The organism is Cognatiyoonia sp. IB215182 (assembly GCF_033963905.1).
In the GTDB taxonomy this organism is placed as follows: Bacteria; Pseudomonadota; Alphaproteobacteria; order Rhodobacterales; family Rhodobacteraceae; genus Yoonia.
Genome location: NZ_JAXBMB010000010.1, coordinates 41,777 through 61,433 on the forward strand (window position 1 = coordinate 41,777; position 19,657 = coordinate 61,433).

The 19,657-nt window shown below is 58.6% G+C and carries 22 protein-coding genes; 11 read left to right on the forward strand and 11 right to left on the reverse strand.

The annotated features are described in order from the left end of the window. Positions 1–239: 239 nt before the first annotated feature. From SLH47_RS19595 to gmd, 3 genes are read right to left on the reverse strand one after another with little or no spacing between them, the layout of a single operon-like run. Positions 240–1,652, reverse strand: coding sequence for a mannose-1-phosphate guanylyltransferase/mannose-6-phosphate isomerase (locus SLH47_RS19595; protein ID WP_320241913.1), 1,413 nt, complete (start codon positions 1,650–1,652; stop codon positions 240–242). Between the two features lie 10 nt (positions 1,653–1,662). After that, positions 1,663–2,631: a GDP-L-fucose synthase gene (locus SLH47_RS19600; protein WP_320241914.1), complete on the reverse strand. Its 969-nt coding sequence runs from the start codon at positions 2,629–2,631 to the stop codon at positions 1,663–1,665. 2 nt (positions 2,632–2,633) lie between these two features. After that, a complete protein-coding gene (gmd, locus tag SLH47_RS19605; RefSeq protein ID WP_320241915.1) occupies positions 2,634–3,755 on the reverse strand; it encodes a GDP-mannose 4,6-dehydratase in 1,122 nt (373 codons plus the stop codon). A 157-nt stretch (positions 3,756–3,912) separates the two neighbouring features. Between gmd and SLH47_RS19610 the strand changes: the two genes are divergently transcribed. Further along, on the forward strand, positions 3,913–4,674 hold the full coding sequence (locus tag SLH47_RS19610) for a DUF2793 domain-containing protein (protein ID WP_320241917.1): 762 nt from the start codon (positions 3,913–3,915) through the stop codon (positions 4,672–4,674). Here SLH47_RS19610 and SLH47_RS19615 read toward each other — a convergent pair. Further along, complete coding sequence (locus SLH47_RS19615; protein WP_320241919.1) at positions 4,671–5,546, reverse strand: LysR family transcriptional regulator; 876 nt, start codon at positions 5,544–5,546, stop codon at positions 4,671–4,673. The two genes, SLH47_RS19610 and SLH47_RS19615, sit on opposite strands and share 4 nt — an antisense overlap. A 96-nt stretch (positions 5,547–5,642) precedes the next feature. On the opposite strand from SLH47_RS19615, the gene SLH47_RS19620 reads away from it, so the two are divergent. From SLH47_RS19620 to SLH47_RS19650, 7 genes are all read left to right on the forward strand, one after another. Further along, positions 5,643–5,807 carry a hypothetical protein gene (locus tag SLH47_RS19620; RefSeq protein WP_320241921.1) on the forward strand — a complete coding sequence of 55 codons (165 nt, stop codon included), beginning with the start codon at positions 5,643–5,645 and terminating at the stop codon, positions 5,805–5,807. Between the two features lie 325 nt (positions 5,808–6,132). Further along, positions 6,133–6,693, forward strand: a complete 561-nt coding sequence (locus SLH47_RS19625) for a F0F1 ATP synthase subunit delta (protein ID WP_320241923.1) — start codon at positions 6,133–6,135, stop codon at positions 6,691–6,693. Beyond that, positions 6,694–8,232 carry a F0F1 ATP synthase subunit alpha gene (atpA, locus tag SLH47_RS19630; protein WP_320241924.1) on the forward strand — a complete coding sequence of 513 codons (1,539 nt, stop codon included), beginning with the start codon at positions 6,694–6,696 and terminating at the stop codon, positions 8,230–8,232. A gap of 21 nt (positions 8,233–8,253) precedes the next feature. Continuing rightward, the gene (locus SLH47_RS19635; RefSeq protein ID WP_320241925.1) at positions 8,254–9,126 is read left to right on the forward strand and encodes a F0F1 ATP synthase subunit gamma; all 873 of its coding nucleotides are present in this window, start codon (positions 8,254–8,256) and stop codon (positions 9,124–9,126) included. An 18-nt stretch (positions 9,127–9,144) separates the two neighbouring features. Next, the gene (gene atpD / locus SLH47_RS19640; protein WP_320241927.1) at positions 9,145–10,569 is read left to right on the forward strand and encodes a F0F1 ATP synthase subunit beta; all 1,425 of its coding nucleotides are present in this window, start codon (positions 9,145–9,147) and stop codon (positions 10,567–10,569) included. A gap of 12 nt (positions 10,570–10,581) precedes the next feature. After that, positions 10,582–10,989, forward strand: coding sequence for a F0F1 ATP synthase subunit epsilon (locus SLH47_RS19645; RefSeq protein ID WP_320241929.1), 408 nt, complete (start codon positions 10,582–10,584; stop codon positions 10,987–10,989). 79 nt (positions 10,990–11,068) lie between these two features. Next, positions 11,069–11,875: a class I SAM-dependent methyltransferase gene (locus SLH47_RS19650; RefSeq protein WP_320241930.1), complete on the forward strand. Its 807-nt coding sequence runs from the start codon at positions 11,069–11,071 to the stop codon at positions 11,873–11,875. A 43-nt stretch (positions 11,876–11,918) separates the two neighbouring features. On the opposite strand, the gene SLH47_RS19655 is transcribed toward SLH47_RS19650, so the two are convergent. After that, positions 11,919–12,686 carry a hypothetical protein gene (locus SLH47_RS19655; RefSeq protein ID WP_320241932.1) on the reverse strand — a complete coding sequence of 256 codons (768 nt, stop codon included), beginning with the start codon at positions 12,684–12,686 and terminating at the stop codon, positions 11,919–11,921. A 126-nt stretch (positions 12,687–12,812) separates the two neighbouring features. On the opposite strand from SLH47_RS19655, the gene SLH47_RS19660 reads away from it, so the two are divergent. Beyond that, positions 12,813–13,163 carry an H-type lectin domain-containing protein gene (locus tag SLH47_RS19660; protein ID WP_320241933.1) on the forward strand — a complete coding sequence of 117 codons (351 nt, stop codon included), beginning with the start codon at positions 12,813–12,815 and terminating at the stop codon, positions 13,161–13,163. A gap of 6 nt (positions 13,164–13,169) precedes the next feature. Here the strand turns inward: SLH47_RS19660 and SLH47_RS19665 are convergent, their stop codons facing one another. Beyond that, on the reverse strand, positions 13,170–14,189 hold the full coding sequence (locus tag SLH47_RS19665) for a ribose-phosphate pyrophosphokinase (RefSeq protein ID WP_320241934.1): 1,020 nt from the start codon (positions 14,187–14,189) through the stop codon (positions 13,170–13,172). A 125-nt stretch (positions 14,190–14,314) separates the two neighbouring features. Here SLH47_RS19665 and SLH47_RS19670 point away from each other — a divergent pair, with 125 nt between their 5' ends. Beyond that, positions 14,315–14,911, forward strand: a complete 597-nt coding sequence (locus SLH47_RS19670; protein ID WP_320241936.1) for a 2-hydroxychromene-2-carboxylate isomerase — start codon at positions 14,315–14,317, stop codon at positions 14,909–14,911. After that, positions 14,911–15,696 carry an alpha/beta hydrolase gene (locus tag SLH47_RS19675; protein WP_320241938.1) on the forward strand — a complete coding sequence of 262 codons (786 nt, stop codon included), beginning with the start codon at positions 14,911–14,913 and terminating at the stop codon, positions 15,694–15,696. Before SLH47_RS19670 ends, SLH47_RS19675 begins: the two co-directional genes overlap by 1 nt. Here the strand turns inward: SLH47_RS19675 and SLH47_RS19680 are convergent. From SLH47_RS19680 to SLH47_RS19700, 5 genes are all read right to left on the reverse strand, one after another. Next, complete coding sequence (locus SLH47_RS19680) at positions 15,665–16,711, reverse strand: threonine aldolase family protein (RefSeq protein ID WP_320241939.1); 1,047 nt, start codon at positions 16,709–16,711, stop codon at positions 15,665–15,667. The two genes, SLH47_RS19675 and SLH47_RS19680, sit on opposite strands and share 32 nt — an antisense overlap. Then, positions 16,712–17,176: a YcgN family cysteine cluster protein gene (locus tag SLH47_RS19685; protein WP_320241941.1), complete on the reverse strand. Its 465-nt coding sequence runs from the start codon at positions 17,174–17,176 to the stop codon at positions 16,712–16,714. Next, complete coding sequence (locus tag SLH47_RS19690) at positions 17,169–18,107, reverse strand: bifunctional riboflavin kinase/FAD synthetase (protein ID WP_320241942.1); 939 nt, start codon at positions 18,105–18,107, stop codon at positions 17,169–17,171. The genes SLH47_RS19685 and SLH47_RS19690 overlap by 8 nt, the downstream gene beginning before the upstream one ends. Before the next feature lie 93 nt (positions 18,108–18,200). After that, entirely contained in the window at positions 18,201–18,644 is a 444-nt protein-coding gene (locus SLH47_RS19695; protein WP_320241943.1) for a MaoC family dehydratase, read from the reverse strand. Between the two features lie 90 nt (positions 18,645–18,734). Further along, positions 18,735–19,610: a TIGR01459 family HAD-type hydrolase gene (locus SLH47_RS19700; RefSeq protein WP_320241944.1), complete on the reverse strand. Its 876-nt coding sequence runs from the start codon at positions 19,608–19,610 to the stop codon at positions 18,735–18,737. Positions 19,611–19,657: the final 47 nt, after the last annotated feature.

Genomic DNA, 19,657 nt, shown 5'->3' on the forward strand with positions numbered 1-19,657 from the left:
GCTGATCCGCAAACACTTGTTGGGCTGACAAGGCCTGGCATATTTCACACAATTGAACTGACTCCCGATCGGCAGGTGGTGCCCGCGATCTTCACTACAAAACTGTGGCAGAATTCAGAACAGAAAAGGACAGCGAGCGAACAGTTGGCGCGAATTCGCCCAACATATGTGACCAGATGAACTGGGCGTCGTGATGATTTCCACTGTTCGTAGTCGGGATTCAGCCCAGCATCTTGACCTTAATCTCGCGCATAGATGTCTTCGTAGCGGATGATGTCATCTTCACCCAGATAACTGCCCGTCTGTACCTCGATCAGCACCATGGGCAGTTTGCCGGGGTTCTCCATACGGTGTTTTGCGCCGAGCGGGATGTAGATGGACTGATTTTCTGTCACCAGTCTGACCTCATCATCCACTGTGACCTTCGCCGTGCCCTGCACGACGATCCAGTGTTCGGCGCGGTGTACATGAGACTGCAGCGACAGGGCCGCGCCTGCATTCACAACAATCCGCTTTACCTGAAACCTGTCGCCGATCACGAGGCTTTCAAACCATCCCCATGGTCTGTGGTCTTTGGGAAAGCTCTCGGCCTGGATCGCTTCGGCGGATTTGAGCTGCGCGACTGCCTGTTTGACGTCTTGCGCGTGGTCCTTGTGACTGACAAGAACAGCGTCCGGCATAGCGACGGCGACAATATCCTCTAGCCCTATACCCACAACGTGCTGGCCCTCGACCTCTGACCGCAGAAGGGTGTTTTTGCAGGAAATCGCGGTTGTTTCAGCCGTCTGGGCCATCCCATCCGTTTCAGTCTCGCGCCAGACGGCAGCCCAATCGCCCAGATCTGACCAGCGGCCAGCATAGGGCACAACAGACAGGTTCGCGGCCTTTTCCATCACCGCGTAGTCGACCGAGATTGCGGGGGCCTCGGCCCACGGCTCTGCCGCCAAGCGCAGGAAACCCAGATCTGCCTTCGCATCGGCCACGGCGGCCCGTACGGCTTGAACCATATCGGGTTCGTTTTGTTCAAACGCGGCGAGGATCGCCTTGACCGAGAACAAGAAGATGCCAGCGTTCCAGAGGTACCGCCCAGCGTCCAACATCTCCGCTGCGCTTGCGCTATCTGGTTTTTCGACAAAGCTCTTGAGCGGGATCGGCTGCGCGGTCTCGCCTGGTGCCGCAGCGAGTTCAAGGTAGCCATAGCCCGTCTCGGGCCTGTCGGGCGTGATGCCAAAAGTCACCAATTGCCCGGCTTGGGCGGCGGGTAAGGCGGCCTCAACCGTGGCTGCAAAAAGTGCGTTGTCGGGGATCACATGGTCAGAAGGCGCGACAAGCATCATGCCGTCGGGATCAGTGTCATGCAGATAAAGCGCTGCGGCGAGGATTGCCGGTGCTGTGTCTCGCCCCGTGGGTTCGATCAGAACTGCGGCCGGATCAACCCCAACCTCCTGCAACTGCTGAACTGCGATAAAGCGGAAATCATTGGCCGTTACTATCACCGGCGCGTTGAACAGCGGCCCTTGCAGCCTTTTGGTGCTAGCCTGAAACAGGCTTTCTGAGCCGATCAGCGACGAAAACTGTTTTGGGTAGCTTTTGCGCGACAATGGCCAAAGGCGGGTGCCAGACCCACCGCACAAAACAACCGGAGTAATCATCGCATTCCTCTTAACTGGCGCGGAGCGTGCTGCCTAAATCACATCGTCCAATATACCAGTCATAGGTCGCGGTGATCCCCGCGCGCAAGTCGATTTTGGGTTCCCACCCCAAGGCGTGCATCTTGCTGACATCCAGCAATTTGCGCGGTGTGCCATCCGGTTTGCTGGGATCAAAGCGGATTTCGCGGCCAAAACCGGTCACTTCAGCGATAAGGCCCGCCAGTTCGCCAATCGCGATGTCCTTGCCGCGGCCGACATTCAGATGGCTTTGCATGGGCCTTGTGTGCCGCAGATAATCGGAGCGCCGCAAGTTCATGACGTGCAGAGCCGCAGCGGCCATATCGTCAACATGCAAAAACTCGCGCCGGGGTGTGCCGGTGCCCCAAATCGTGACATGATCGTTGCCCTGCTGCGCGGCCGCGTGAAATCGGGCCAAGAGGGCGGGCAGCACATGCGCGTTTTCGGGGTGAAAGTTGTCACCCGGCCCGTAAAGGTTTGTCGGCATGATAGACCGGTAGTCCGTGCCATATTGCCGGTTATAGCTTTCACAGAGCTTGATCGCCGCGATTTTGGCGATGGCGTAGGGCTCGTTTGTGGGCTCCAACGCACCGGTCAGCAACGCATCCTCGGTGATCGGCTGCGGGGCGTCGCGGGGGTAGATGCAGGATGAGCCGAGTTGCAGTAGTTTTTCAACGCCCGCCGCCTGTGCCGCCACAATCACATTGGTTGCAATCATCAGGTTTTCGGCGATGAAGGTTGCGGGGTAGGTCTTGTTCGCTATGATCCCGCCAACCTTGGCCGCAGCGAGGATTACAGCGTCGGGGCGTTCGTGGCGCATAAACGTCCGAACCGCTGCCTGATCCGTCAGGTCTAACTGGCTGCGGATGGCAGTGATGACATCATGAGCGCCCTCAGCGATCAGCTGACGCAGAATTGCGCTGCCCACCATGCCGGTATGGCCTGCAAGATAGATGCGCATCACTACGCCTCAACCGCGATTGGCAGGCTCATGCCGTGCTCTTTGAGCAGCGCCTGCCTATGCGCATCCTTCAGGTCTTCGGCCACCATCTCGGCACACATGGCCTGCGCGCTGATTTGCGGGGTCCAACCCAGATCAGTCTTCGCCCGTGTCGGATCGCCCAGCAGCGTTTCCACCTCAGCGGGGCGGAAATAGCGTGGATCCACCCGCATTACGACGTCTCCAGGTTTCACCGCTGGGGCGCGGTTGTTGCTGACGGCGGTAACGGTCGCGACCTCGTCCACACCTTTGCCGCTGAACTCCAGTGTCATCCCCAGCTCAGCGGCCGTCCAGACAATGAAGTCCCGCACGGAATGTTGCGCGCCGGTGGCGATCACATAGTCCTTCGGCGTGTCCCGCTGCAGCATCATCCACTGCATCCGTACGTAGTCCTTAGCATGCCCCCAATCACGCAGCGCATCGATATTGCCCATGTAAAGGCAATCCTGCAGGCCCAGTGCGATCTGCGTCAGCCCACGCGTGATCTTGCGGGTCACAAAGGTCTCACCCCGCCTCGGGCTTTCATGATTGAAGAGGATGCCGTTGCAGGCGAACATCCCGTAGGCCTCGCGGTAATTCACGCAGGTCCAATAGGCATAGAGCTTGGCCACAGCGTAGGGGCTGCGGGGGTAAAAGGGCGTTGTCTCGGTTTGCGGCGATTGCTGGACAAGACCGTAAAGCTCGGATGTGGAGGCCTGATAGAACCGTGTCTTGTCCTGCAGTTTCAGAAAGCGGATTGCCTCTAGCAGGCGCAATGTGCCCAGCGCATCCACATCTGCAGTGTATTCCGGCGCCTCGAAACTGACCGCCACGTGGGATTGTGCGCCGAGGTTGTAGACCTCATCGGGCTGCACCTCAGAGATAATACGGGTGAGATTCGAACTGTCGGTCAGATCCCCGTAATGCAGCTTGAAACGTGCATTGTCGGTGTGCGGGTCTTGATAGATGTGATCCACACGATCCGTGTTGAATGAAGATGCGCGGCGTTTGATCCCATGCACCTCATACCCTTTTTCCAGCAGAAATTCCGCCAGATAGGACCCGTCCTGCCCCGTTACCCCCGTGATCAATGCACGTTTCGCCATGAATACCCCTTACGATTCGTAAAGCTGCCGTTAACCAACAGATGCCCAGCAAATCGTTGACGATGCGTTAACCACCGCACGGCGCACAAAGGGCTCGTCAAGCAAGCGAGATGAATATTGCGCGCGATTTCACTTTAGTCCGGAAGGCGCCATTCCCATGCCAGATCAAACACCCAACCTGTCCCTGCCATTCATCATGCCCGCGCAGGCGCAAAAGCATGTCACCCACAACGAGGCCATCGAATTGCTCGACATGATCGTTCAACTGACGCTTGAGGCGACGGGCGCAACGGCACCGCCTGCCAGCGCCAATGAGGGCGAGGCTTGGGCAGTCGGCACCGGCGCCACCGGTGATTGGGCCGGTCAGGACGGGATGATCGCGACATGGCGCGGGGGCGGGTGGCTGTTTGTTGCGCCGCGCGACGGCTGGCTCGCCTGGGTGCGCGATGTTGCGGAGCTTCAGGTGCTGACAGGAGGTGCATGGGTCACGCAAGGCGAACCTGATCTGCAAAACCTGCCCAGCGTTGGCATCAACGCCACTGCCGACGCCACCAACCGGTTGAGCGTGAATGCAGACGCGACCCTGCTCAACAATGATGGCGCCGGCCATCAGGTGAAGGTCAACAAGGCCGGCGTCGGCGATACCGGATCGCTGCTTTACCAGACCGGCTTTTCGGGCCGAGCCGAGATGGGATTGGCAGGCAATGACGATTTCAGCATCAAGGTCTCTGCCGACGGCGCGACGTGGTTCACCGCGTTGACTGCAACTGGTGCGGATGGGCATGTGCAGATTGATCAAGTCTTGCGGCTGACACCCGGGCCTGTGCCAGCCAGCCCTACCGCCGGTGACATCTACTTCGACGATACGGCGTCTGTCTTGCGCTGCTTTGACGGCACAACCTGGCAAGATCTGTTCTAAACAGCATCACAGGACAACAACCATGATTTGAGCGTCTTCACACGCTCTGACAACGCGCCGGGCTGATGGATGATATAGTAACCCAGACCCTCAATCTGGTGCTGCATCAGGGCAACCAGCCGTCCGGCGGCGATGTCATCCTCGATCAGCGCGCCTGCAATCACGCCGACGCCCGCACCAGCCCGCACTCCTGACAATAGCATGCTGCCTGTTGCCACGACATGCGCCTGGCAACACGCCAGATCGAGGCCCGATTCCTCGACCCATTTCTGGGCCTCGCGCCCATCAGTCTGAAACAGCCAGGGCAGATCATAGAGATCGCTGAAATCCCTGACATCACGCCCATCGACAAGAGACGGCGTGGCGGCGACCGTATAGTTTGCCGGGACCAGATGCGTGGCCTCGACCCCCGGCCAGGACCCGCGCCCGTAGCGGATCGCCAGATCGAATCCATCGCGGCGCAGGTCCACCAGTTCCATGCCCGGATGAACCGACAGTGAAAAACCGGGATAGGCAGCCCAGAATCGCGTCAAGCGCGGCATCAGCCAGTTTTCGGCAAAACTGGGTGTGACCGAGATGGCCAAAGGGCGCTCAGCCACATCCTGACTGGCCGATTGCACCCCTGCAACGATCTGACGAAAGCCTGCAGAGAGTTCTGCCGCGAGGGCAGCACCAGTGTCGGTGGGCGCCATCCCGCGCCCCTCACGCACCATCAAAACGGTATCAAGATGGGTTTCCACCGTACGGACATGCTGTGCGATGGCCGCATGTGTGACATTCAATTCCTGCGCCGCAGCGGAATAAGAGCCCGTGCGCGCCGCAACCTCAAAAGCACGCAATGAGGCGAGAGAGGGGATCTCACGCCAATTCATTTGTAAGCTCAGCTAACATTTCAAAAATCATAAAAACTCGGCCTGGCTCGCTCTTGCTGGTAGTCTCAACACATCAATAGCAAGAAAGGACAAGTCATGCTAACAATCATTGCAGATGCTATGCTGACAGCAACACGGCAGGAAAAGTGGCCCGCACCCGATCACTGGAAAGCCGGACGGCCCGCACGGGGCGCAGGGCATCACGACCGCGAGGCGGCCTATTGGCGTCGAAGGCTGCAACGCGACAGCGAATTGTGGTAGCCGGCGAGCCCATCGAAAACAGCAAAAAACGCGCGTGATCCCCCATGGTCACGCGCGTTTTTGACGTGCATCAGTGACGTATCATCACCCTCGGACGAACGCACAAAAAGCAAGCGAAAATCCCAAGACCGATGATCGGCGGAGAGAGGTGCGAGGAATCTTGTCGCAGTCGGGTCGCAGAATGCTTGCGACCCTATAGCGCCTCTGCTACATCCGCCGAGATTTTGGCGCTCTCGCAAGTGCGAGGGCCCATCAACTTGTCCTGTCGCTGGCCTGGGGACCATAGGGGTGGCGATCTTGGACCCAAGACATCGGAAGGCGACACGTGTCCGAAACTGCTGGTATTTCAACAGGCATCGCCGCGCGCTACGCGACTGCCGTTTTCGAAATCGCCAAAGAAGGCAAGGCGATCAAATCTCTCGAATCAGATGTGGCGGCACTGAACAGTGCGATTGCAGAAAGTTCGGACCTGCGCACCCTGCTCACCTCACCGCTTTACAGCCGCGAAGAACAATCCGCCGCCATGACGGCCGTCGCGCAAAAGATGGACCTGTCGGATACGACAAGCAATGTTCTGGCGCTGCTGGCCAGTAAACGCCGTCTGTTTGTATTGCCGCAGCTTCTCGCGGTTCTTGAGGGCATGCTGGCCGATGAACGCGGCGAAGTGACCGCCGAAGTGACCACTGCCAAGAAGCTGACCAAGACCCAGGCTGACAAACTGGCAAAAACGCTCAAAGCCCAGATGGGCAATGACGTCACCATCAAAGAAACCGTCGATGAAAGCATCATTGGCGGTCTTATTGTTAAAGTGGGCTCAAAGATGATCGATACGTCGATCGCCTCCAAGCTCAACGCACTCCAGAACACTATGAAAGAGGTCGGATAAATGGCGATCCAAGCGTCTGAAATCTCTGCGATCCTGAAGGACCAGATTAAAAACTTCGGTCAGGAAGCCGAAGTGGCCGAGGTTGGCCGCGTACTCAGCGTCGGCGACGGGATCGCCCGGGTTTACGGTCTGGACAATATTCAGGCAGGCGAAATGGTCGAGTTTCCCGGCGGCATCCGCGGGATGGCCCTGAACCTCGAATCCGACAACGTTGGCGTCGTGATCTTCGGCTCTGACCGCGACATTAAAGAAGGCGACACCGTCAAGCGCACGAAGGCTATCGTGGACGTGCCTGTGGGTGATGAGCTGCTGGGCCGTGTTGTGGATGGTCTGGGCAACCCGCTGGATGGCAAGGGTCCGATCAAAACGAAAAACCGTGCAGTTGCAGACAGCAAGGCCCCTGGCATCATCCCTCGTAAATCGGTGCATGAGCCGATGGCGACCGGCCTGAAATCCGTTGACGCGATGATCCCGATTGGTCGTGGCCAGCGTGAGTTGATCATCGGCGACCGTCAGACCGGTAAGACCGCCGTGGCGCTCGACACGATCCTCAACCAGAAGTCCTACAACGACGCGGCTGGCGATGATGAAAGCAAAAAGCTTTACTGCGTTTATGTCGCTGTCGGCCAGAAACGCTCTACCGTCGCACAGCTGGTGAAGCGCCTCGAAGAATCGGGTGCGATTGAGTATTCCATCGTTGTGGCGGCAACTGCCTCCGATCCTGCACCGATGCAGTATCTGGCCCCATATTCTGCGACGGCGATGGCAGAACACTTCCGCGACAATGGCCGCCACGCGCTAATCATCTACGATGATCTGTCCAAGCAGGCCGTGTCCTATCGTCAGATGTCGCTTCTGCTGCGCCGCCCACCAGGCCGAGAAGCTTATCCGGGTGACGTTTTCTACCTTCACTCCCGCCTTTTGGAGCGTTCGGCCAAGCTGAATGAAGACAATGGCGCCGGGTCTTTGACCGCTCTGCCTGTCATCGAAACACAAGGTGGTGACGTGTCGGCCTTTATTCCGACCAACGTGATTTCGATCACCGATGGTCAGATCTTCCTTGAAACGGAACTCTTCTACCAAGGCATTCGCCCCGCCGTGAACACCGGTCTGTCGGTGAGCCGTGTGGGCTCATCCGCCCAGACGAACTCCATGAAGTCGGTGGCCGGTCCGGTGAAACTGGAGCTTGCCCAGTACCGCGAAATGGCGGCCTTTGCGCAGTTTGGTTCTGACCTTGACGCTGCCACCCAGCAGCTTCTGAACCGTGGCGCCCGACTGACCGAGCTGATGAAGCAGCCACAGTATTCGCCGCTGACCAACGCAGAAATCGTCTGCGTCATCTATGCGGGCACCAACGGGTATCTTGATAAGATCGACGTCAAGGATGTGGGCCGGTTTGAGGCGGGTCTTCTGAAGCACCTGCGCACCAACGCATCCGACGTGCTGGACTTCATCACCAAGGAAGACCCAAAGGTCAAAGGTGAGGCCGCTGACAAGATCAAGGCAGCTATCGAAGCCTTCGCCAAAGACTTCGCCTGATACCGGACATAGGAGACCCTTATGCCCAGTCTTAAGGACCTGAAAAACAGGATCGAGTCGGTCAAATCGACCCGCAAGATCACCAAGGCGATGCAGATGGTCGCGGCTGCAAAACTGCGCCGCGCCCAGGATGCCGCCGAGGCGGCCCGCCCATATTCCGAGCGTTTTAACGCCGTAATGGCCGGTTTGGCCGCGTCGGTCGGCGGCTCGGATTCCGCACCCAAACTGCTCGCCGGGACAGGCAGCGATCAGGTGCATCTGCTTGTTGTGATGACGGCAGAACGCGGCCTTTGCGGCGGCTTTAACAGCAATATCGCCAAGATTGCCCGCCAACATGCGCAAGAGCTGTTGTCGAACGGCAAAACCGTCAAGGTGATCACCGTTGGCAAGAAAGGCCGCGATGCGATCAAGCGTGAGTTGAGCGATTATTTCGTCGGCCATGTCGACCTGACCGACGTCAAGCGCGTGGGCTATGCCAACGCGCAGGACATCGCAAAGGATGTGCTGTCCCGCTTTGACGCGGGCGAATTCGACGTCGCGACGATCTTCTACGCGCGGTTCGAAAACGTCGTGACCCAGCACCCGACAGCGCAACAGATCATCCCTGCCAAGTTCGAGATGGCCGAAGACGCAGAAGCCACGCTTTATGACTACGAGCCTGGTGAAGAGGAGATCCTCGCCGACCTGCTCCCCCGCGGTGTGGCGACGGCGATCTTCAGCGCGTTGCTCGAAAACGCAGCCTCTGAACAAGGTGCCCGCCAATCCGCGATGGATAACGCGACCCGCAACGCTGGCGAGATGATCGACAAGCTGACCATCGAGTTCAACCGCTCACGTCAGGCCGTGATCACCAACGAGCTGATTGAAATTATTTCGGGCGCGGAAGCGCTCTAAAGACCCGGAGAAACCAATATGGCAAATGCTAAAGGCAAAATCACGCAGGTCATCGGCGCTGTCGTTGACGTGCAGTTTGACGATTACCTGCCTGAAATCCTCAACGCGCTGACCACCGACAACAACGGCAAAGAGCTGGTGTTGGAAGTAGCCCAGCACCTTGGCGAAAACACTGTTCGCGCCATCGCGATGGACTCGACCGAAGGCCTGGTGCGCGGTCAGGTCGTCACCGACATGGACACCACCATCACCGTGCCCGTGGGCGATGCCACGCTGGGCCGCATCATGAACGTGGTGGGCGAGCCTGTGGACGAAAAAGGTGCGATTGGCGAGAAAGAGCGCCGCTCGATCCACGCTGATGCGCCTACGTTCGAACAGCAGTCAACCGCCTCTGAGGTGCTGGAGACCGGGATCAAGGTGATCGACCTGCTGGCGCCTTATGCAAAGGGCGGTAAGATCGGCCTCTTCGGCGGTGCCGGTGTGGGCAAGACGGTTCTGATCCAGGAGCTGATCAACAACATCGCCAAGGTGCACTCCGGTTTCTCCGTTTTCGCCGGTGTGGGTGAGCGGACCCGAGAGGGCAACGACCTCTACTACGAATTCATCGAATCCGGCGTGATCAACGCCGAAGACCTGACCAAATCCAAAGTGGCGCTAGTCTACGGCCAGATGAACGAGCCTCCAGGTGCGCGTATGCGTGTGGCCCTGTCCGGTCTGACCATGGCGGAATCGTTCCGCGACCAGTCCGGGACAGACGTTCTGTTCTTCGTTGACAACATCTTCCGCTTTACCCAAGCCGGTTCCGAGGTGTCCGCGCTTTTGGGTCGTATTCCTTCGGCTGTGGGCTACCAGCCGACGCTGGCCACCGACATGGGTGCGATGCAGGAACGGATTACGTCCACAAAGAACGGCTCGATCACATCTGTGCAGGCCATCTACGTGCCTGCGGACGACCTGACCGACCCAGCGCCTGCGACTTCGTTCGCGCACCTTGATGCCACAACCGTTCTGAACCGCGCGATTTCGGAAAAGGGTATCTACCCTGCTGTTGACCCGCTCGACTCCACATCGCGCCTTCTGGACCCTGCCATTGTGGGTGAGGAGCATTATCAGGTTGCCGCCGACGTCCAGAACATGTTGCAGCGCTACAAGTCGCTGCAGGACATCATCGCGATCCTCGGCATGGACGAGTTGAGCGAAGAGGACAAACTGACCGTGGCCCGCGCGCGTAAGATCGAACGCTTCCTATCGCAGCCCTTCGACGTGGCCGAGGTCTTCACCGGTTCGCCTGGCGTTCAGGTTAAGCTCGAAGACACAATCGCGTCGTTCAAGGCAGTGGTTGCCGGTGAATATGATCACCTGCCCGAAGCGGCCTTCTATATGGTCGGCGGCATTGAAGAAGTGAAAGCCAAGGCCGAAAAGATGGCCGCAGAGGCCGCATAAGGAGCTGCCGATATGGCAAATCTACAATTCGATCTGGTCTCGCCCGAGCGGCGTTTGGCCTCGGTCACTGCCTCCGAGGTTCAGATTCCGGGCACCGAAGGCGACATGACGGCCATGGCCGATCATGCGCCCACCATCACCACATTGCGTCCCGGTATTCTGACCGTGGTGCATGATGGCGGTGCGGATACATACGTGGTGTCTGGCGGCTTTGCCGAGATCACGGCCGCCAGCGTCTCGGTTCTCGCCGAACAGGCTTTGCCGACGGGTGAAATGACGCAAGAAGTCTACGACCAGATGATTGCCGATGCCAAAGAGGCGGCCAGCAACGCCACGGCAGATGCGCAGGACGATGCCGCCAAGCTGTTGGCGGATATGGAAGCAATTGGCGGACAGATCGGTCTGTCGCCCAAGGGCTGAACACCCAAACCCGTTGTGACCAAAAGCCCCGCCAATGCGGGGCTTTTTGCTTTGGGAGTGTGGCACTATTCGGTACGACATGCCCAAAGCAACTGGTGGAAACATCGACATGCACGATATTTCGGGCCGATCATTTCAGTCAGCAAAGCTGTCAGACAACTATGTTCACCGCCCACCCTACGCACCACAGATCCACGCCTGCATCGCCGAGCACGCCCCATCAGCCAAGCGGCTTCTGGACCTTGGCTGTGGAGAAGGCAAACTCGCGCGTCCACTAGCGCGCATGTTCGACAACGTGGTCGCAGTCGACCCATCGGAAAACATGCTCGCCCTTGGGCGGTCGTTGGAAAATGGGGATGCCCCGAACATCAACTGGATCGCGGCAAAAGCCGAAGATGCGCCACTGTCTGGCCGATTTGACCTGGTCACCTTTGCGTCGAGCATCCACTGGATGGATTGCGACCGCCTGTTTCCAAAGCTCAAACCGCATCTGAGCGCGCAGTCGCTCTTTGCATTTGTCGAAGGCGATCAGGCATTTGAGCCGCCTTGGGAGGCAGAGTGGCGGGCGTTTCTGGCGAAATGGGTTCCAATGGTGACGGGGTGGTCGCTCGATTCAGCGGAATGGCGTGCATGGCGGGACAAGCATCTTCGCCATGTCGCGGTCACAGATACGTTTGAATTCCTGTCACCGCCCGTCCGGCAGTCGGTAGACGATTTCATTCTGTGCCAGCATTCACGAAATACGTTCTCGCCCTTGGCGCTTGGCAACCGTACCGCTCAGTTCGCCGACGAACTCAGGGAACTACTCGCGTGTTATGCGAGCGCGGATGGCATGCTTGAATTCCGCGTAAAAACGCACCTCACCTTCGCAAGGCCCAAGGACTAATCACCATCTCGCAAGGCAGTTTCGTCGCGCGGCCCAACTTCACTCACTGCCGGATCGCAGAAAGCGTGCCAATCCCGACGTTGCCCGGCCCCGACAGACCGTCAATTTCGGTGGTCATAGTCCCGTGTACGCCCGTGTTGCTGCCGATCGCATATAGACCTTCCGCCCCATCACCGTAGAAGCCGCCAATCAGATCACCTTCGACCGCAAAGGTGTTCACACCATTGTCCAACTGGCCATCCACCTCGAACGTGATGTCGGTCGATCCGTCGTCTCCTTCGACCACCCCACCCCCGAAAATGTCGATGGTGCCTTCATAGGCCACAACCTGCCGCACCATCGCCTCATCCGGGGCGACGCCCAGAAATCCGGTGGCAGAGCCCGTGACTGGGCCGCCGTCAAACCGTACTTCCAACGTCGCATCGCCGATCACATTTGCGGCCACAGTAGCGTTGCCCATGATCAGTTGCATATATCCGTCATAGGTGACCGTGCCTGACACCGCCGCTGCGTCAAAGGCTGTGGGCAGCCCCGTTGTTGCGGCAGCATTCACAGCCGAAAAGTCGGGAAGAAAGGTGTCGTAATAGGCAGTCCGCTCTGCCTCGGACACGATGTTCAGCGGGCTGACAACGGGGATGGGGTCGGGCGTGCCGCCGCCCCCGCCACCCGTATCGCCGCCAGAGCCATCATCACCAGAGGAAGTGCCCCCACCGCCACCTCCGCCGCAGGCGGCCATGGCACATGTCGTAATCATGCCCATCCAAACCCGTATCAGCATTCCGCCCATTGTTGCCCGTTCAACACTATTCACCTTGCGTCAACGGGTTATCAGGGATTTATTAACCAAAACTTATTTTTAAATGAGCATGCGTTTTCACTCATCCGCCGGATTTGACATCATCATGCGCGTTAAACTGGCTTGTCGGCCAACGGGGTCATGCAGCGATTAAACAGTGGAGTTTTTGGGGTCGACCACGGGAATGTGGTCCTGTTCTCGGATTTTGAAGATGACGGGCAAATGTGGCGTGGCCAAGGCCCAAGGGAAGCGCGCAAGCCGGTGCGCTTTGCCGAGCCCTATCTGAACCCACCCCATGTCCAGGTGGCTCTGTCGATGTGGGACATCGCGAACACCTCCAACATGCGCGCCGATGTGCAGGCCGAGAACATAACGAAAGAGGGGTTTGAGATCGTCTTTCGCACCTGGGCCGATACGCAAGTGGCCCGCGTGCGGGTCGCGTGGACATCCTTTGGGGAACTGCCCAATGATGAGGGATGGGAGCTGTATTAAGCCGAGCTATTCAGCGGCATAAAGCCCCTCGTAAATCGGGCCGAGCGTCTTGTGATCAAAGAGCGATGAGACAGAGGTACCATTCCAGGTGTTCAGAATCGCTTGTGCGAACATCGGTGCAGTGGGCACGATGCGGATATTCTTGCAGCACTTCACTGCTTCTGTGGCCTGAATTGTGTCGGTGATAACAAGGCTTTTCATCACGGATTTCGACACACGCTCCACCGCAGGACCCGATAGGACGCCGTGCGTAATGTATGAGTGCACCTCTTTCGCGCCATTCTCCATCAGCACTTCGGCGGCCTTGCACAGTGTCCCTGCGGTATCAACAATATCGTCCACGATCACGCAGACCTTGTCCTTGACCTCGCCAATAACCGTCATCTCGGCCACCTCTCCAGGTTTCCCGCGACGTTTGTCCACAATCGAAAGCGGCGCCCCGATCCGCTGTGCAAGGTCGCGCGCCCTCGCCACACCGCCGACATCGGGCGAAACGACCATGACCTGATCCATCCGCCCCCGGAAATTATGCATCGCATCCAGCGCATAGATGGGCGAGGCGTAAAGGTTATCGACCGGTATATCGAAAAAACCCTGGATCTGCGTAGCGTGCAAATCCAGGGTTAAGACGCGCTCAATGCCGGCTTCGACAAGCATATTAGCCACGAGTTTCGCCGTAATCGGCGTGCGGGCCTTGGACCTGCGATCCTGCCGCGCATAGCCGAAATAGGGAATCACCGCAGTAATCCGCGCTGCAGAAGACCGGCGCAGCGCATCGGCGATGATCAAAAGCTCCATCAGGTTGTCATTGGCGGGGTTCGAGGTGGGTTGGACGATGAACATGTCCTCACCACGCACATTCTCAAACACCTCAACGAAAATCTCACCGTCATTGAACCGTTCCACCCGCGCGTCGCACAGGCCCACCTCCATCCCGCGATGCATCGACATGCGGCGGGCAATGGCACTGGCAAGCGGCTGATTTGCGTTGCCGGAAATCAGCTTGGGTTCAAACATCGTTGGCATGGGGGCTCGGGTCCTCTGGCAGAAGGTACGGGGCGCAACGCCTTTGTAACAGATTCGTGGCGTTGACACCTGCTAGCACAGGGTTACCGTCCGGCAAAGAATACAGTCTGTCCACGGAGCGGCAAATGCCACATATCGACTTCTACTTTGCAACTTTGTCACCCTTTACCTATCTCAGCAGCACGCGACCTGCCGAAGTGGCGGCAAAGCATGGGGCGACGATCACGTACAAACCGCTTGATATTATGGCGCTCTTCGCACGCACAGGTGGTATACCCCCGAAAGACAGACACCCCAACCGGCAGGAATATCGTCTGCAGGACCTTGTCCGTCGGGCCAAGGTTGTGGGGCTGCCGCTGAACCCCAAACCGATGTTCTGGCCAACGAATGGCGCACCCTCGGCCTATGCGATTATTGCGGCGCAGAATAGCGGCGGTGACGTCGCCAAGCTTGTGCATGCCTTTGGCTCTGCCTGCTGGACGGAGGAGCGGGACATCAGCCAGGATGACGTGGTGCGCGATTGTCTGGAGAAGTCCGGGTTTGATCCAGGCTTGGCCGACAAGGACATGATGACCAGCGCCGATACATTCGCCAAAAACCTCGAAGACGCCGTGAATGCCGGGGCCTTCGGCGCACCCTTCTTCATCACCGACACTGATCAGCGGTTCTGGGGTGAGGACCGGATTGACGATCTGGATGCGTATCTGTCCGGCAAGCTCTGATGCCCGACATTTCCGGCCATGCGGTGCATGCCGTGACGGTGGGCACCGGCGCGCCGGTTATCATGGTGCATTGCGCGCTGGCGCGCCATGATCGGTTGCTGCCGCTGGCTGGGGCGATTGGCGGGCACGTCACGCTGTTCGATATGCCGGGCCACGGGAAAAGCGCGGATTGGGACGGCAAGACCGAGTATCAGGGCTTGGTCGCAGACGCGGCCGCAGCCCTGTGCGACGGCCCGACCCATCTGATCGGGCATTCATTCGGGGCAACGGCCATGTTGCGTCTGGCGGTGACGCGTCCTGATCTGGTCAGCCGCCTGACCCTGATCGAACCCGTCTATTTCGCCGCTGCAAAGCGCATGCCCGAACATAACCAGCACGCGAAGGCTTTCCGCCCTTTCGTCATGGCGATGCTGGCAGGGGACGAAGCGCGCGCGGCGGAGGTTTTCAACAGCCTGTGGGGTGCGACGCCTTGGGAGGATGTGCCTGCCCGCTTGCGCACCTATCTAATCGCACGCATTCACCTGATCGTCGCGGGTGCCGCCGCGATTGAGGAAGATGCCGATGGCATCATCTCCGCCGAAAGGCTTGGGGCGTTGGATATCCCCGTGACCCTGATCCGGGGGGCGGACAGCCAACCAGTCATTTCCGCGATCCACCAGCGGCTGGTCGGACGCATTCCACAGGCGCGCGATCACGTGGTGCCGGGCGCTGCCCACATGCTGCCGCTTACCCATACGGAAGAGGTCGCGAAGATTATCCGCGCAGCAGATCGAGAAACTGCGTAACGCCTTCTTCGGTCATCGACCAATCGGTGACCAGCCGTCCTGTCAGCAGCTCGTCCGGATCGCCTGTTTCAGGATCACCGCTCATGACATAATAGACCGCGCCGGCATCAAGCATGCGCTTATGCTCCGCACGCGGCATTTCGAAGAAGATCATGTTGGCCTGCGGTTCAAACAGCATCTGCACCGCATTGTGCCCCCGCAGACCTTCGGCAAGCTGAACACAGCGCGTATTGGCGGAATGCGCCATGTCCAACCAAAGCCCGTCCTTCAGATAGGCCTGCATCTGCGCTGACAGATAGCGGTGCTTTGACAACAGATGCCCGCCGCGCTTGCGGCGCAGCTCAAACTCCCAGGCGAGGTCGGGATCAAAGATCACGCAGGCCTCGACCCCCAGCGCACCGTTCTTCGTGCCGCCAAAGCTGACCGTATCGATACCCGCTTTCCACGTCATCTCAGCCGCAGAGCAATCAAGAGCCACCAACGCATTCGCAAATCGCGCGCCGTCAAGGTGGGTCTTCATCCCATATTCCTGTGCGACCCCTGTCAGCGCCTTGATCTCATGAAGCGTATAAAGCGTGCCCTTTTCGGTCACCTGCGTGATCGACAGCGGCCCGCGTTGTGGGCCATGTACTCCCCGGTTTTCCTCTGCCAGCACCTTGGTGCGGAGGTTGTCCGCGTCCATCTTGCCATCCGTGGTTGGCACCAGCGTCAGCTTGGCCCCGGTATAGAATTCCGGCGCGTTGCATTCATCCTCATGGATATGCGCGCAATCGCTACAAAAGATGGTCTGCCAAGGCTGCGACATCGTGCCGAGCAACACGGAATTGGCCGCCGTTCCGTTGATGATCAGGTAAACGGCAGCCTCCGGCGCCTCAAAAATCTCGCGAATTTGCCCGCGCACCTCTTCCATAATCGGATCAGCGCCATAGCCCATCGCGTAGCCTTGGTTCGCCTTGATCAGCGCATCGATGACATTCGGATGAGCGGGTCCTGCATTGTCAGAGGCAAAGAACATCTAAAGCGGCTCCTCAATAATATGATCTTCCCAATCGTCTTCATCGACCTCGAATTCAGGCACCGTCATCCCCCGCACGGACACGCCCGCGCGGTGCACGGACATGGGATCGCCCGAGATCAGCGGATGCCAGTCGTAAAGCGGTCGCCCCTGATAGATCAGCCGATAGGCGCAGGTTTGCGGCAGCCAGTACATGTTCTTTTCAATCGTTTCGGGCGTCAGGACGATGCATTCAGGCACATATTGATGCCGGTCGCGGTAATTGGTGCATAGGCAGGTATCACCGTCGAGTAACCGACACGCCACGCGGGTGAGCGCCACCGTCCCCTCTTCGTCTTCCAGCTTGTTGAGACAGCATTTCCCGCAGCCATCGCAAAGCGCCTCCCACTCCCTACGGGTCATGTTGGCCATTGGTGTGGTTTCCCAGAAACGCGGTGTCAGGTGCTTGCGGTCGATGTCAGACATGGGCGAGGATTTGGCGCGCCTGATCGCAATCGGCATCCATCTGCGTAATCAGCGCATCCAGCCCGTCAAACTTCAGCTCCGGCCGCAGGAAATCGACCAGAGCGACCGACAGGGTCGTGCCATAAAGGTCGCCCTTGAAATCAAAGAGGTATGTTTCGCAATTGGGCAGGTTCTCACCAAACATCGGGCGCACACCGATCGAGGCCGCACCATCATAAGCACCCCGATGCGGCCCATCCAGCACATCCACCTTGACCGCATAGACGCCGAATCTCGGCGGATGCAGCCCGGCAATCGACATATTGGCGGTGGGATAGCCAAGCTCCCGCCCGCGCTGATGGCCGCGAATAATCTCGCCTTCAATCCGATGCCAATGGCCGAGCATGGCCGCAGCGTCGCGCGGCTTCCCATCGGTGAGCGCCTGCCGGATCGCGGTGGAAGATACGCTGGCCGTGTCGATGGAAACGATTGGGGCGATGGTCACGCCGAAACCCATTTCCGCGCCAAAGGCCTGCAGGTCCTGCACCGTCCCCGCGCGCCCTTTGCCGAAGCAGAAATCAGCACCTACCACGACATGTTTGAGACCGAGTTGGTCTGCAATGATCGTTTGCGCGAATTCACGCGGGCTGAGACCGGCGAGAGTTTCGTTGAACGGCACCTCGTACAGTTTTTCGACCCCCAGCTTGGCAAGCCGGTTTGCCTTGGCTTCGGCATTCATCAAACGGAAGGGCTTGGGATCATTGGAAAAATAGCTGCGCGGGTGCGGCTCGAACGTCATGATCCCTAATGGCGCATGTGCCGCTGTGGCGGCTTCGCGCGTCAGGTCAATGACGGCCTGATGGCCAATATGCACCCCGTCGAAATTCCCGATAGCCGCCGCCGCGCCGCGATCAGCGGGGTCGATGAATGCGGTGTCTCGGATAATGCGCATGGCTTTGCGTAGCGAAGGACGCGAGCCCTTGCAAGCGGCGCTTGGCAGCCCTTTCGGGCTTTCGCGTGCAGAGAGCCGCCGGCGCGATAAGCGTTAGTCGAATTTCCGCGATGGCGCGAGAACGGTCGCCTCGCCAACCAGCACTTTTTTATCCTCCACGATGCAGCGTGTCTCCATCTTCACGCGCCGTTTGGCATGGTCAATATCCGTGACCTCAACCTCTGCCAGCACCATATCGCCGGGGCGCACGGGGGCGAGGAACTTCAGGTTTTGGCCCAGGTAAACCGTGCCATGGCCAGGAAGCTGTTCACCTATCACGGCACTGATCAGCCCCGCCGTCAGCATCCCATGTGCAATACGTCCACCAAAGATCGTCTCTTGCGCGTAGTCTTCATCGAGATGCACCGGATTTCGGTCGGTCGACACCTCTGCGAACAGTTGGATATCCCGATCCGTCACCACCTTGCGGAGCGACCGGACCATCCCGATCTCGATATCTTCGATGCAGATCGTTCCGCGCGGGGCATTGTCCAGCATATCTGGCTCCATCAAGTAACAAAAATTCCAGTACTAAAATGATATTGAAATTTTATTACTTCGCAACTGCAGAAAAATCAAGCGATTCTTCTACCGCAGGTGGCCCATCGCGTAGAGTGTGCTGATCTGGTGCGATTGCAGATAGCCCTCCAACGCGTCAGGGTCCGGTTGCCGGTCTGTCTTTGTCTCAGCCGCCGCGAGACCGCCCGAGATAAAGAGCGCGTCAATATCTTCCTGCTGCGCGCCCAGAATATCCGTACCGATCCCGTCACCGATGGCGATAATGCGCGGATCAGATGGGGCATTTGTTAACGCAGCGAGCCGCCGTCGCGCGAGGTCATAGATCGGCGGGTGTGGCTTGCCGAAATAGAGGCTTTCGCCACCCATCTCAGTATAGAGCTGAGCCAAGGCCCCGGCGCACCATTCACGGACATCGCCACGATCAACCACGATATCCGGGTTTGCGCACAGCAGTTTCAGGCCTTTTTGCTTTGCATAAAGGAATTCCGGGCGGTTAACGGCGACATCCGCAAGCGGATCAAATGGACCGCAGCAAACGATCCCCTCAGCCTCTTCCAGCTCGACCTTTTGGATATCCGCTGGTTTTTCAATGATCTTCAGAGGCTGGAAGAAATCATCATCCCGCGGACTTTCACCCATGAACCAGACCTTTTCACCAACGATCCCGCGATACATCGCCGCCCGCGCACTGTCACCTGATGTGGCGATGGCGTCCCATGCGTCATCAGCGACGCCCAACCCATGGATTTGCCGCGCGACGGAATCCCACGGTCGCGGCGAATTGGTCACCAGCACCACGAGCCCGCCATTTGCGCGATACTCCTGCATCGCCCTCACCGCTTCCGGCAAGGCATGCACGCCGTTATGCATGCAGCCCCAAAGATCAACGAAAGCCGCATCATAGCTGCCCGAAATCTCGGCGAAGCTCTCGATAATCTGGGTCATTTAGGAACCTGTTTGGCCAAGGGCGTGCGTAATGACGGCCCAGTTGT